This is a genomic window from Natronorubrum bangense, assembly GCF_004799645.1.
Classification (GTDB): domain Archaea; phylum Halobacteriota; class Halobacteria; order Halobacteriales; family Natrialbaceae; genus Natronorubrum; species Natronorubrum bangense.
In genome coordinates this window covers 40566-52931 of record NZ_CP031309.1, presented here as the reverse complement: position 1 = coordinate 52931, position 12366 = coordinate 40566, and the positions used below count along the sequence as shown (strand labels likewise).

Annotated in this window: 10 protein-coding genes; 2 read left to right on the top strand and 8 right to left on the bottom strand. The window is 58.5% G+C overall.

Features of this window, described 5'->3' with window-relative positions:
* Positions 1-53: 53 nt before the first annotated feature.
* The 3 genes from DV706_RS21085 to DV706_RS21075 all read right to left on the bottom strand — a co-directional run bounded on the left by DV706_RS21085 (position 54) and on the right by DV706_RS21075 (position 5014).
* Positions 54-1571 carry a methyl-accepting chemotaxis protein gene (locus tag DV706_RS21085; protein WP_006068064.1) on the bottom strand — a complete coding sequence of 506 codons (1518 nt, stop codon included), beginning with the start codon at positions 1569-1571 and terminating at the stop codon, positions 54-56.
* A 979-nt stretch (positions 1572-2550) separates the two neighbouring features.
* A complete protein-coding gene (locus DV706_RS21080) occupies positions 2551-3546 on the bottom strand; it encodes a cytochrome d ubiquinol oxidase subunit II (RefSeq protein WP_006068062.1) in 996 nt (331 codons plus the stop codon).
* A complete protein-coding gene (locus DV706_RS21075; RefSeq protein ID WP_006068061.1) occupies positions 3539-5014 on the bottom strand; it encodes a cytochrome ubiquinol oxidase subunit I in 1476 nt (491 codons plus the stop codon). Before DV706_RS21075 ends, DV706_RS21080 begins: the two co-directional genes overlap by 8 nt.
* A 308-nt stretch (positions 5015-5322) precedes the next feature.
* Here DV706_RS21075 and tsaA point away from each other — a divergent pair, with 308 nt between their 5' ends.
* Complete coding sequence (tsaA, locus tag DV706_RS21070; RefSeq protein WP_006068060.1) at positions 5323-5757, top strand: tRNA (N6-threonylcarbamoyladenosine(37)-N6)-methyltransferase TrmO; 435 nt, start codon at positions 5323-5325, stop codon at positions 5755-5757.
* Positions 5758-5830: 73 nt separating this feature from the next.
* On the opposite strand, the gene DV706_RS21065 is transcribed toward tsaA, so the two are convergent.
* Positions 5831-6595: a helix-turn-helix domain-containing protein gene (locus DV706_RS21065; protein WP_006068059.1), complete on the bottom strand. Its 765-nt coding sequence runs from the start codon at positions 6593-6595 to the stop codon at positions 5831-5833.
* Positions 6596-6893: 298 nt separating this feature from the next.
* Here DV706_RS21065 and DV706_RS21060 point away from each other — a divergent pair, with 298 nt between their 5' ends.
* Positions 6894-7739, top strand: coding sequence for a universal stress protein (locus tag DV706_RS21060; RefSeq protein ID WP_006068058.1), 846 nt, complete (start codon positions 6894-6896; stop codon positions 7737-7739).
* 191 nt (positions 7740-7930) lie between these two features.
* On the opposite strand, the gene DV706_RS21055 is transcribed toward DV706_RS21060, so the two are convergent.
* From DV706_RS21055 to DV706_RS21045, 4 genes are all read right to left on the bottom strand, one after another.
* Positions 7931-9781 (bottom strand): cation:proton antiporter domain-containing protein, encoded by a 1851-nt coding sequence (locus tag DV706_RS21055; RefSeq protein ID WP_136351022.1) that lies wholly within the window; start codon positions 9779-9781, stop codon positions 7931-7933.
* 76 nt (positions 9782-9857) lie between these two features.
* Positions 9858-10886, bottom strand: a complete 1029-nt coding sequence (locus DV706_RS21050) for a sulfite exporter TauE/SafE family protein (RefSeq protein ID WP_136351021.1) — start codon at positions 10884-10886, stop codon at positions 9858-9860.
* A 3-nt stretch (positions 10887-10889) separates the two neighbouring features.
* On the bottom strand, positions 10890-11027 hold the full coding sequence (locus DV706_RS21915; protein ID WP_006066847.1) for a DUF7512 family protein: 138 nt from the start codon (positions 11025-11027) through the stop codon (positions 10890-10892).
* Between the two features lie 27 nt (positions 11028-11054).
* Positions 11055-12230: an MBL fold metallo-hydrolase gene (locus DV706_RS21045; RefSeq protein ID WP_006066848.1), complete on the bottom strand. Its 1176-nt coding sequence runs from the start codon at positions 12228-12230 to the stop codon at positions 11055-11057.
* Between the last annotated feature and the right edge of the window lie 136 nt (positions 12231-12366).

Below are 12366 nucleotides of genomic sequence, written 5' to 3'. Positions count from 1 at the left end.
GGCTCGAGGACAAAATGGGATAGAACAGCGTTTGACCCCCATTAAACGACCAATTAAGTCGAGTGCGGTGCGTTCGGTGTCGCAGCCACGCTGGTACCGGTCGTGAACGTCTCGAGTTCCTCGGAGAGCAGTGACGCTTGCTGGGCGAGGTCGCTAACAGTCTGTGACATTTCAGAGAGCGCGCCCGTCTGTTCTTCGGCTGCTGTAGCAACGGTCTCTGCCTCAGTGGTGGTCGTCTCCGAAATCACAGTCGCCTCGTCGACCATCGCGACGACCTGCTGAGTCGAGGCAGCCTGCTGTTGGGTCGCCGCGGAGATATCCTGAACGCCATCGTTCGTGGTCTGTGCGTACATTGCGATTTCCTCGAGTGAGTCTGCGACGTTCTCGACCGACTCACAGTGGTCGCCGACTGTCTCGCGAGTTGCCCGAACCCGTTCGGCCGTGCGGTCGGTCTGGCCTTTGATTTCGTCGATAAGCAGTTCGATGTCCTCGGCCGCGTCTTTGGTCTCCGCGGCGAGATCTTTGACCTCGTTTGCGACCGCACCGAACCCATCACCGCCAGCGTCAGCCGATCTGGCAACCTCGATATTCGCATTGAGCGCCAGCATGTTCGTCTGCTCTGCGACTGCTGTGATAACCTCGACTAACTCGTCGATCTGGTCGATTTCGGACTGCAGCAGTTCGATTTCCTCGAGTGCCTGTTCGGATTCAGCTTCGATCTCGTTCATTCCGTCGATCGTCGACTGGGCAGCTTCGTGCCCGTCGTCGCTGGTCTGGGCGGTTCGTTCTGCAATATCTGCCACCTGATTCGATGAGGATGCGATCTCCTCGATCGTACTCGAGAGGCCGCCGATCTCGTGGTCGACTGACTGCAGTCGTTCGTGTTGTCGCTCTGCACCGGTCGAGATCGATTGGATAGACTCCGTGACTTGCGCTGACGCCGATCGAACTTCCTCGGAGTTGGCTGTCGCTTGCTCGGAGGCGACGGCAACGTCGTCCGAGAACCGCTTGAGATTCTCGACAGTCGACTCGATTCTGTCGACCATCTCGTTGAATTCGGTTGCGATCTGGCACATTGCATCATTTTCGCTCTCGGGGCTCATACGGCGAGTCAGGTCACCAGTTGCACACGCTTGCATCACGTCGGCGTACTCGTCGGCTTTCTGCTCGAGATGAGTGTTGAGCTGATCCGTTTCTTCGCGCAGGCGAACAGCCTCACGTCGCGCCGCCTCTGCATCTTCCATCTTCGTCTGGAGTGACTCGCTTTTCTCCTGAAGGTCGCTGATCGTCAGTAGCCCAGTGTTGACCACAAGAAAAACGAACATCGCACCGAACAGGAACACGAGTCCAGTAAGGATCTGGAAAAGCACCTCGTGTCCAGTAACTGAGATCCAAATCGCAGCGACGTATCCAACCAAAAAAAGTGCCATCAGTGCGAACAGTCCTCGCCACCGTCGTCGATACGTGGTCTCCGTAAGCTGGTGAAGCAGCGTTCTCGTATACAGAATCGAACCGAGCATCACGATCGAACCCGAGACGATCAGCAACGAGACGAGCACTGACACATCCATCGTTATGCTCCACCACTATTGACAGCCCTACGCGTAGACGATCTGTGCACCGTTGTTCCCTTCGACCGCACTGCCATCGAACACCGTTTTCCCCCCGCCTCGAGTGCCCCCGAAAGCGCTTGTTCGAACATCAGTATGTAGCACATATCACAATACTCATACTTATTTTTGTTGGGAAGATCGAACAGATTAGCAAGAGGAAAATAGTATTATTTCAACTCTGAGAAGAGTAAAGCATCATATATTCTCAGAGAAATGGTGTTGATTTATCAATTTGAGTGACTTCTAAGCATTCTGGAGTACAGATCAAGAGTGAATAATGTAGGAAAATTTATATACCTTGGTAGATTACATATTTACTATCTTATCAGTTATCTGTTTGGTTGGTTGCGTTCCAACTCTTTTGTTTCCAGCCCGAAACCAGAGTGTTCACCGTCAAGATCCAGTCTGAAGCTGGCACGGAGTTTCAACAAGCACCGCCGTCACCTCGGCACACTGTCTTGAGTTGCGCTAAACGGCTAATTCTCGGTAAAAGCGCCCAAAAACTCGAGTGCAGCCGCTTATGAGCGGTACTATCCGGTTTCGAATCGTCGGCACCATTCAGCTAGTGTCGATCACCTCAGATCATACTCTGCTCGAGCGAGATGTGAGCTGGGTCAACTCCACGGACAAGCTATGGGACATGTTTACAGAGCTAGAAGACACTGTTTGCTACATCAGTTTCTCTACTTTTCAAACTGTTTTCTGATCTGAGTAGTTGTGAGAATTGTTAGTCTACAGTTCAATCGTCGCAAAGAGACATACGAACTGTTGCCAGTCAATCAGCATGTAGGTCGTCGACCCACCTGCCTCGTGGTTGGCAAACTCCAAGAGCATCCTCGAGCACAACAGCCAAGCGCAGACTGCAAGCAAGGAGACCACGAGGTGGGTCAGAGAACTGATCAGCACAGTTCAAAAACAGTCGAGAGCGAAAGCTGTGTCAGTGATAGCTGGTTTCGGGGCTTGCTGGGCCGCTAAACAGCGTATACAGAAATACGAAGTAGAAGCCAATAATCGGGAGGAACACGGCTGCAAAAACGGCCGTCAGATTGAGCGAAAGCGGGGAGACAACTGCGTCGGTAATCGAGAGCCCTGCTGCGGGATCGACCGCGGGATACAGGAGAGTGCTGATAAAGAGGACGAACACGGCTGCCAGCCCTGCTGCCGAGAGAAACGCACCGTGGTAGTAGCCGTTGGACATGGCACCGACACTGAGCGTAGCAAACACGAGCGTGGCGAGAACCATCGCCGCAGTCGGGATCGACTGTAGCACCGGTTGCAGTTCGGGATAGCGAACGAACAACACGGCCGCTGTAAGTGCGAACAGCCCGACGTAGACCGCAGTCGCCGCCTGGCCCCGGCGGACGACTCGCTCGCGAAGTGCTCCTCTGGTCTTGATGCCAAGGAACGTCGCTCCGAGGACGATAGAAAGCGCGACAACGGTAACACCGACGACGATCGGGGCCACAGCGAGCGCTGACGGTTCACCGAGTACCCAACTCGCAACGAACACCCCGAGCAAGAACGGCGAGGTGGTGCTGCCGACGACGAAACAGGCGTCCCAGAAGCGAACCCACTGGTCGTCGTCGCGCTCCTCACGGAGTTTCGACCCCAGTCCACGGAGACTGAGTGCCAGCAAGATTGCAAAAACCAGCAGGTAGTGACGGGACAGGATGTTGGCGTAGACCGCCGGGAAACCGGCAAACAGCACTGTCCCGAACAGGACGAGCCAGACCTCGTTGGCCTTCCACAGCGGGCCGAAGGCAGCGAGCATGCGCTCCCGTTCGGTCTCGTCGGCCTCGACAAACAGCATGCCGAGGCCGAAATCGAAGCCATCGAGCAGCAGATAGACGCCGAGGCTGATCATGACAAGGCCGAACCAGAGTTCGGGCAGCGATTCGACGACGTACGCCGAATCAGAGAGGATGTTAGTCATCAGCGATCACCCCCGGTGTGTCGGGTCGGTCGTCTTCCTCGATGCCGACCGTGTGTCGGTCGGCCTCCTCGTCGATGATCCGCTTGAGGACGTACAGGAAGACGCCGAACAACAGCAGATAGCCGATCACGAACGCGATCAGCGTGAGCGTCGCTTCCGTCGAGGACAACGGTGGGGAGACGCCGTCTGCAGTCGTGAGCACGTCCTGGATGATCCACGGCTGACGGCCGATCTCAGCGACGTACCAGCCAGTGATCAGCGCAACGAAGCCCAGCGGCGAAGAGAGCATCAGCGCCTGCAGGTAGCGCTCGTCATCGTAGAGACCGCCCTTCCAGAGTCGGTACGTGCCCCAGGCACCCAGCCCGATAAACCAGAAGCCGAGCCCGACCATGATCCGGAACGACCAGAACACCCACGCCACGGGCGGGGACTCGTACTCGAAGTCGTTAAGGCCGGTTACCTCGGCGGTCGGATCACCCCCGCTGGCGAGGAACGACCCAAGCTGAGGAATGCTTATTGTATAGAGGTTATCAGCTCGAGGGTCAGTGATCGCCTCGAGGTCGGTCGGGATCGCGATGATGTGGAGGTCAGCCTGGCCGGTCTCGTAGTGGGCCTCCATGGCGGCGAACTTGTGTGGCTGTGTCTCAGCGACGTGTCGGCCGTACATATCGCCGTGGACTGCCTGGAAAGCCGACGAAACCAGCAAGACGACGACGGCGACCTGCAGCGCGGTCCGCCACACCTTGCTCTCGCGGTTTTTCCAGACGAAGTAGGCGGCAATCCCCGCGATGAGGAGCGTGACGGAGATGATCGCGGCGTTTTGCATGTGGACGTACATCCACGGGAATCGGGGGTTGAAAAACGCCGCCATCGGGTCGGTGAGTTGTGCGATTGGAACACCGTCTTCCATCACGACCTCGTACCCACGTGGCGTCTGCATCCAGGAGTTGACGACGAGGATCCAGAACGCAGAGAGCCACGCGCCGAGCGCGACGAAAAACGACGAGAGCGCGTAGAACCCATCGGAGACACGCTCACGGCCGAACAGCAACACACCGAGGAAGACGGCCTCGAGCATAAACGCCATCTTCGCTTCGAACGAGAGCGGCCCACCGATCATCTCACCGGCGGTTGTCGAGAACGCCGCGAAGTTCGTGCCGAACATAAAGCCCATCGGAATACCGGTAACGGTACCCATAATGAAGCCGACCGCGAAGATTTTCGTCCAGAACTTCCGAAGACGTGCGTATCGGTTCTCACCAGTTCTGACCTCCTGGACGGTAAAATAGACGAGAAACGGCGCAAGTCCGACGGAGAGTGCTGCAAAAATAATATGGATCGTGATCGTCCAGCCGAACTGGATCCTGCTGGCTAACTCCGGCGTGAGAAACGCCAGCAGCGGCCCAAGCTCGGTTATCACTGCTGTGAGTGTCGGATCGGTTGCCACTATCGTTCGACTCGCGTGCATATCATGCTCACCTGCTAGTCACCGATAGGAGTTCAGGGACGGTAAGCAGCGCTTCGGTCATCGCCAAGTTTCGATGCATAAACCAGAACTAATACTGGTAAAAGAGTTCATATTCGAGGTATGGACTACAACTATATTTCACAAATCGTTACTTCTCGCGGCTCGATGACGGCTCAACCGGCGGGGAGTGACGCTAGCAAAGCAGCCGTTTCTGCCACAAATTGTCAGTTCTTTCCGCTCCCGTCTTCGAAGACATCATATTGGGGACCAACCAGATGTTTATCTGGAGCTGCTGACTACGTTCAGTTATGACAGTCGATGTTAACTACACGCCGATCGGACACGTTCGCTCGCCCTATGACTCCCCCGCTGACGTTTCACACGACGAGGTCGATGAAACGACGGGTGAAATCGTCCTCGAGATGGAGTACGAACGCGGCCTCGACGGACTCGAGGAGTTCTCTCACATCGTCATCGTCGCCCATCTTGACGAAGTCGAAGTGGCACAGCTGGCCTCCCGACCGCCACACGCCGACGATGTCGAGGTTGGGGTGTTCGCAACGCGGAGTCCACACCGCCCGAACCCGATCGCAGAGACCGTCGTCGAACTGTGTGACCGAGACGGAAGACGACTGTCCGTCAAGGGTCTCGACCTCCTCGATGGAACACCGGTCCTCGATGTGAAACCGTACGTGCCGTCGGTCGACAACGAACACCTCGAGCTCGGATGGCTCGAGAACTGAGGAGTGACCCACGTCTCAAAGTACAACGGACAGAGTTCGGTGGCACGCCGCTGGCGTGTCTCTGTTCCATCGCTCACGTGTGCAGGGCGTCGTCGTTTTCGGCGTACCGATTCAGACATCGCTTGACGAGTCGCGACTCGGCCATTCGAAGCCGGTAGGAAAGCGTCGACTCCGGAATGTCGAGTTCATCCGCGAGTTCGCCGATCGTGACTTCGCGGGGACGTTCGTAGTAGCCTCTGGCAGCCGCTTGCGCGATCGCCTCCCGCTGTGAGCCCGTCAGATCAGCATCGACGAACGCCTCACCGTGCCACTCTGTCGCCTCCCCAAGATGGCCGACTTCGACGGTGACGCCATCTCGACAGGCAGCCTCGATATGCTCGAGGAGTTCACCGACTGCCTCGTCGGAACGCATCAACAGACGCCACCGCTCTCGACCAGCGTGGTGTCTGCACTCGAAGATGGTCCCCCGATCGAGATACGCCGAGGCAATGTTGTGGATCGACTGGCAGTCACAGATTCTATCGACGTACGCATAGACGAGTCGCTGTCTCGGCGCACACTCGAGGCGATAGGCCGTGCTCGTACCACAACACCGGTCGGAGCCGACCGCACGCGGAAGGTACTCTCGGTCCTCGAGCATCGTCTGGAGGTGATCGGTCGCTTCGGGTGGGCCAGTGAGTTGCACGAGGCGAACGTACGACCGGTCGCCAGTGTTGATGTCGATCATCGATGCCCTGAGATTCGGATGGTCGCGAAAGAGGTCCGCAACCTCGTCTTCACCGGGCTCGTACTCGAGTGTAAACGTAAACTCGCGGAGGCGGTCTGTTGAGACACTCATCGTACTATCCGTTGGAGCAGTAACGCAGTCGGGGCGTGGTTCGACAGCGGAGGTGTCGTTCGATCCGACCCATCGGCGAACGTAGCGGTAGTGACCATCCCATTCGAAGCTAGTCGCTTACAACGCCTAAAGGGCTCGAACCGGACGATTTTCGAAGGGGTGAGGGATGAACGATACCGCTATCAGAAAATATTGCTCACACATAGTGGACAGACAGTAGGCGCTCTCTCAGCCGCTGTCATGGGCGTTCGGCAACCAAACCACCAACAATATTAGCCGTCCGAATGGAGCGATACGTATGAAAGCGGTCTATGCAACAGACCTATCTGCGGCTAGTGAAGCCGCCATCGAGACTGAGACTTGCCTCGACTGTCTCGGACGAATCGGTGTCGAAGAACTCCACCTCGTTACGGTCGTTCCGGACAACGTCCATGCCGGAACACCTGGAATTGACCACGAGAAACGACGGCGGCGGGCGCTTCGGCGCTACCAGCAGTCGATCGAGGACGCCGGCTTCGATGTCGAGACGTACGTCGTCCGGGGGACACCCCACCGGCGCATCAATGGGATCGCCGAAATGATCGATGCCGACATGTCCATCGTCGGCTCTCGCGGGAAGAGCCCGCTCGAGAACCGTCTCATTGGCTCGACAACACGGAATCTCGCACGAACCTCGGTCGTTCCGTTGCTCGTCAACCGTATCGAGCGCGACACCGACGAGCCGGAACTCGTCGAGAAACACCTGTTCGAACGAATGCTGTATGCGACCGACTTCTCCGGGAACGCCGACCGGGCCTTCGAGGCGTTCTCCTATCTCCGTCACGCGACCCAAGAAGCGACGCTCGTTCACGTCCAAACACCTGGGAGCCCGGGCCCTGACGGCGACGGCGACCCTGAGCAACGACTCGCCGAACTCGCAGATCGCCTCGAGGAGTGGGAGATGGACGTCACCATCGATATCCGAGAGGGCAGTCCAGCTGACGAAATTCTCGCAGCAGAGACAGCCCACGAGCCGACGACGACACTGGTTGGCTCACGCGGACAGAGCAGACTCCGACGGCTCCTCCTTGGCAGCGTCTCCGAATCGATCGTTGCAAACGCAGCCGGAAACGTGTTCATCGTGCCGCCGAACCGAATCGTCTGAGCCGGTCGCTGTTTTTCATGTGCTTCGTGGGCTGTACAACGGAACGGACACCTTGCCTCCACTCAAAAGCGGGTGAGATCCGTGTTGTGTCGCTGTGATCAACAGCGGATCGAGCGGTCTCATACGGTCTGCTGTACCGATCACCAGAGATGGGGCCGGTGATCAGCGGGAATTGACGACAGCAGTCCGTATCAGTCGTGTGGGTGAAACCGCTTGCTGGCTCGGTCGACCGCCTCCGTTTGGCCGAGGAACGTCACACGGTCGCCATCTCGGAGCCGGTGGTTGCCAGTCGGGACCTCGGTCGTTCCGTTCCGGTGGGTGAGCAAGCCGACGATGCAGCCGTCGGGAATTTCGGCGTTGAGTTCGGCGATCGTCTTTCCGACGAGGTCGCCGGCTGTAACTTCAATCTCTTGGACGTCGCCAGTTCGACCGAGTTCGTTCATCCACGCCGACAGCGACGGCCGCTCTAAGACGTTCTCGAGCGACCACGCCGTCGCCATCGAGAGGTCGATCGCCCGGACGCCCAGCGATTCGAAGGCGTCGAGATTGTCGGGCTGGTTGACCCGCGAGGCGACCTTCGACGTTCCGAAAGTCGTCTTCGAAAGCTGGCATACCAGCAGGTTGACGTCGTCGTCGGGCGTGGTCGCGATGACCGTTTTCGCCTTCGACGCACCGGCGCGCTCGAGGACGTCGGCGTCGGTGCCGTCGCCCTCAACCGCTCTGAACCCTCGTTTGCGCGCCGTTTCAACCGCCTCTGAGTCCGAATCGATAAGCAGTACGTTCTCTCCATCCTGTTCGAGTCGTTCTGCGAGGGAGAGGCCGACCCGTCCCCCGCCGACGATGAGTGTACGCATTGGTGAAACTTCGAGGTAGTTCGCGATCTGTCGTGCGAGGCCAGCCTGGAGGACAACCGTCGCGAAGATAATCAAGAAAACGGTGCCAGCCAGCAGCTGAGCCTCCTGTGTGCGGCCAAGCGCCTGCAGTTCGACGGCAAACAGCGTTGCGACGCTGGCAGGGATGATTCCCCGCGGGCCAACAGCGCTGAGAAAGAGCCGTTCGTTGCGCGTAAAGCGCTCGGCGGTCGTCGAGAGATAGATCACTGCCGGGCGAAGAACGAGCGTAATCGCGGCGACGATGGCGATGCCGGCAATGCCGAGTTGGAGAATGTCTCCGAAGTCGATCAGCGCCGCCAGCGCGACGAAGACAAACGAGAGGACAACAACGGAGAGATCATCGAGAAAGTCGATCACCTCCTCGTGGTGTGGGAGATCGACGTTCCCGAGGGCGAATCCCGCCATGGCAGCGGCGGCGATCCCCGTCTCGCTGGCGATGATTTCGGCACCGCTGTAGGCGACGACGATCCCAGCGAGGACGATCAATCGCGCGTGCAGCGGCCCGGTTCTCGGCGTGAGGGTGCTACGGCTAAGCGCGAGCCAGACGAGCCCGGCAACCAGTGCGCCGAACGCCAGTCCGATGACTAGCCGCCCGACGAAATTCACGACGAGGTGGCCGAGACCGCCGTCACCTGCGATGAGGACCTCGAAGACGACGACCACTAACACCGCCGCCGTCACGTCGTTGATCACACCCTCACCCTCGAGGACGGAAGCGACGTGATCCCGGACGGTGACGACCTGCAAGATCGGGCCGATAACCGTTGGGCCGGTCGCGATCAGCAACGCGCCGACAAGTAATCCAACCTCGAGACTCGTCTCGAGGAAGAAAACGACGGCGGCAGCCGTCCCGAGCCAGGTGATCACTGCGCCGACGGTGGTGAGCCGGAACAGCGCTGTTGGACTCTCTCGGAGTTTGTCGAGACGGAGGTGATAGCCGCCCTCGAAGAGGATAATCGCGACACTAACGCCGACCATTGCCGGGAGCCCGTCTCCAAACGTCTCCTGAGAGACGAGACCGAGCAGTTCGGGACCGATCGCGATCCCGGCGAAGATCAGGAAGAGGACACTCGGGATCCGCAGTCGGTCCGCGAGTACGCGGGAGGCAACACCGAGTGCCAGGATGAGAGCGACGATTGCGACGAGCATCACGGCGAAACACGCAGCAGTGTGCTGATGGAATTACTGGTTTTTTCGGCGCTGTGCTGTCGCTCCCCAGGTGACATCAGTCACCCCCTTCGGGAGCGGTTTGCGCGTGCGATCCGTCCGTACTGACCGTTTGAGCGACCTGATACAGGATCATCAAGGCGACGAAGAACGACGAGCCGACCAACAGGAGGACACTCAGCATCTCGAGTCCACCGATGCCGATCCAGTCGGCGAGTTCGCTCAGTGCGATCCCCGCACTGGCAAACAGCATCATCATCCCGAAATAGACGATGACGTCGTTCTCCTCGACCATCGTGGTCGCCGCCGAGCCGATCTTCGCACCAAGGGCGCTGCCGACCAACAGCAGAGAGACGACCGTCAGGTCGACGCTGCCGGACATCCCGTAGGTGAACGTCCCGAATGCACCCGAGAACAACCCGGCGAACAGGCTTGTCCCGACCGCTGCAGTCAGTGGCGTCCCGATCAGGTAGTGTATCGCTGGCATCCGGATGAAGCCGCCACCGACGCCGATCAGCCCCGAGACAAGGCCGACACCGCCGCCCGCTCCGGATATCGTCCACACCGAGGCCCGACCGCCGGAGGTCAGTGAGATCATCGGCGGAACGTTGTACGACTGGATCTTCTGACCGATCGGTGGAATATCGTCGCTGGCGTCCTCGTCAGCCTCGTCGTCATCGTCGTCTTCGAGGTTGTAAGCTCGTCGCAGGAACAGCAGGCCGATACCTGCCAACAGGACGATGTACGCGATTCCTGTGACGAGTTCGGCGATCCCCAGTGCCTCGAGGCCGAACACGAGCCGACTGCCAAGTTCGATCCCAATAGAGAGGACGACGAACAGGATCGCACCGAGTTTATAATCTACCTGCCCCACGTCGTAATGTTTGATCACGGCGATGACGGAGGTGCCGAAATAAAATGCCAGCCCACTCCCGATCGCAACGGAAGCGGGATAGCCAAGGATCAGGAGAGTTGGCGTAATCAGGAATGAGCCGCCCATTCCGAAGAAGCCGAACAACACCCCCACCATGAAGCCGAAGCTCACGAACAACACGAGCAGCGGCAAGGTGAGTCCGAGTATCTCCATCAGTTAGTTCACCAGTTCAGAGCGCACCCGCTTGGCGATCGACTCGAGCACGCCGTAGGCGACGTAGAGGGCGACCGCCTGTACGAGGATGAAACCGACGACAGCGAACGCGCCGGTCAATCCACCTTCGATTCCGAGCATAGTCGTATAGATAGGCGTATCCTCGTATCAGTCGTCAGCCACGGCGCTGTCTTCAGTTGCTGCACAGCGGTTCGGTCCGAGCTCGAGTTCGTTGCGCTCGTCTTCGTCCTCGGGCTCGTAAACGCCGAGATTCGTTTTGATGACCTTCTCGTAGTTCGGTGGCTTCGATGGAAGGTTGTTGAACATGTGCTCGACGAACTCGTCTTCATCGAGCTGAATGATCTCGTTTTTCGCCCAGATCTCACCGACAGTCGAGAACATCGGCATGCCGGGCTCGACGTCGATGTACTCGCCGCAGTTGGTCAGCGAGAAGTGTCCAGGCAGGATCTTGACGTGGTCCGGGAGCGTTCCGATCTTGTGGTGGAGCGTCTCGTACTGGACGCGAGCACCGGCTTTCGCGTCGTCGCCGGCAAACTGGAGTTCAGTTCGGCCGATCGACTCGACGAAGAGCGTGTCACCGGTCAGCAGCGCCTCACCGTCGACGAGATAGGAGGTCATGCCGGTCGTGTGACCCGGCGTATGAACCGCCTTGACGGGAATGTCGCCGACCATAACCGTCTCGTTGGGCTCGATGCCGTCGAACTCGAACTGTGGATCACGCGTGCTTGCGGGTTCGCCGAGGTGATACGGGACGCCGTGTTTCTCGGCGAGGTCGCGGCCCGCGGAGATGTGATCTGCGTGGATGTGGGTATCGAAAACGCGGTCGATCTCGTAGCCGCGGTCTGCGGCGGCTCTTTCGAAGGCATCCGTCGCACGAGTAACGTCGACGAGTGCGGCCTTTCCAGTTCGTTTCGAACCGATGAGATAGCCGAGACAGCCCTTTGCACGACGCTGGAGCTGCAGGAGTTCGAGGTCCTCACGCTCGGTTGCGATCGGGACGACGTCGTAGACTAAGCTCCAGTCTTCCATTCCACCTTCGACGTGCGCGACGTTCTCGAACCCTTCGACCTCCTCGAGAAACGCAGCGAACTTTCCAGCGGAGCGGCCAGTTGCACAGGTGACGACGACTTCGTCGTCTGTCTCGTACTCGCTCGGATCGAACTCGCCGATGAGTTTGTCGTCCGAGCCCGAGTATTCGACGTTTTTCGCTTCGGCGATCCGCCAGTCTTCGAAGTCTTCTGGCGCTCGCGTGTCAAAGAGCACATCAAAATCTGCCGCTTCGATTCGGTCGCGAAGGTCCGCTGCCGAAATGGTCTCAACCATACGAGAGAGCCTTTGAGATGTCCAATATTAAGGGTTCGAGCACCCAGAATAATTGTTCCCTTCGGAGCACCACAGGTCGTCTGCCGGAAAGAATCTGCATAAGTTGCCGCCACCACTGGCTGGAGAGATCTGCTTC

Coding starts and splice junctions, on each gene's coding strand:
- DV706_RS21045 (WP_006066848.1), bottom strand. CDS start 12,230: ATGGTTGAGACCATTTCGGCAGCGGACCTTCGCGACCGAATCGAAGCG.
- DV706_RS21085 (WP_006068064.1), bottom strand. CDS start 1,571: ATGGATGTGTCAGTGCTCGTCTCGTTGCTGATCGTCTCGGGTTCGATC.
- DV706_RS21050 (WP_136351021.1), bottom strand. CDS start 10,886: ATGGAGATACTCGGACTCACCTTGCCGCTGCTCGTGTTGTTCGTGAGC.
- DV706_RS21915 (WP_006066847.1), bottom strand. CDS start 11,027: ATGCTCGGAATCGAAGGTGGATTGACCGGCGCGTTCGCTGTCGTCGGT.
- DV706_RS21055 (WP_136351022.1), bottom strand. CDS start 9,781: ATGCTCGTCGCAATCGTCGCTCTCATCCTGGCACTCGGTGTTGCCTCC.
- DV706_RS21080 (WP_006068062.1), bottom strand. CDS start 3,546: ATGACTAACATCCTCTCTGATTCGGCGTACGTCGTCGAATCGCTGCCC.
- tsaA (WP_006068060.1), top strand. CDS start 5,323: ATGACAGTCGATGTTAACTACACGCCGATCGGACACGTTCGCTCGCCC.
- DV706_RS21065 (WP_006068059.1), bottom strand. CDS start 6,595: ATGAGTGTCTCAACAGACCGCCTCCGCGAGTTTACGTTTACACTCGAG.
- DV706_RS21060 (WP_006068058.1), top strand. CDS start 6,894: ATGAAAGCGGTCTATGCAACAGACCTATCTGCGGCTAGTGAAGCCGCC.
- DV706_RS21075 (WP_006068061.1), bottom strand. CDS start 5,014: ATGCACGCGAGTCGAACGATAGTGGCAACCGATCCGACACTCACAGCA.